This window comes from Tritonibacter sp. SIMBA_163 (assembly GCF_046535935.1).
Lineage (GTDB): Bacteria > Pseudomonadota > Alphaproteobacteria > Rhodobacterales > Rhodobacteraceae > Epibacterium > Epibacterium scottomollicae.
The window spans coordinates 1-231 of the sequence record NZ_JAWJBP010001498.1; the positions used below are offsets into that span (position 1 = coordinate 1).

1 protein-coding gene is annotated in these 231 nt (G+C 60.6%); it reads right to left on the reverse strand.

The features are described 5' to 3' along the window. Positions 1 to 88 precede the first annotated feature (88 nt). A complete protein-coding gene (locus R0J92_RS27280) occupies positions 89 to 208 on the reverse strand; it encodes a PAAR domain-containing protein (protein WP_411053983.1) in 120 nt (39 codons plus the stop codon). Positions 209 to 231: the final 23 nt, after the last annotated feature.

Sequence of the window (231 nt, forward strand, 5' to 3'; positions counted from 1 at the left end):
GGGCAACGCCGCCCTTCTCAGCGTGTCGCATCGCTTTGCCCTAATTCTTAAACGCTGGCTCGCACACCGAAAGTTAGGTTTGGGTGCTTCAGTCGCCAAAGCGCACATCGGAAGAACCTGCGTCAGCTGCGCCTCCGCACGCGATGGCATCTCCCACACGACCAGCAGGTTTCCCGTTGACAAGAACCGATCCTGAGCCTGCCGACAAATTCCGCCCGTGAGCCGGAGCCG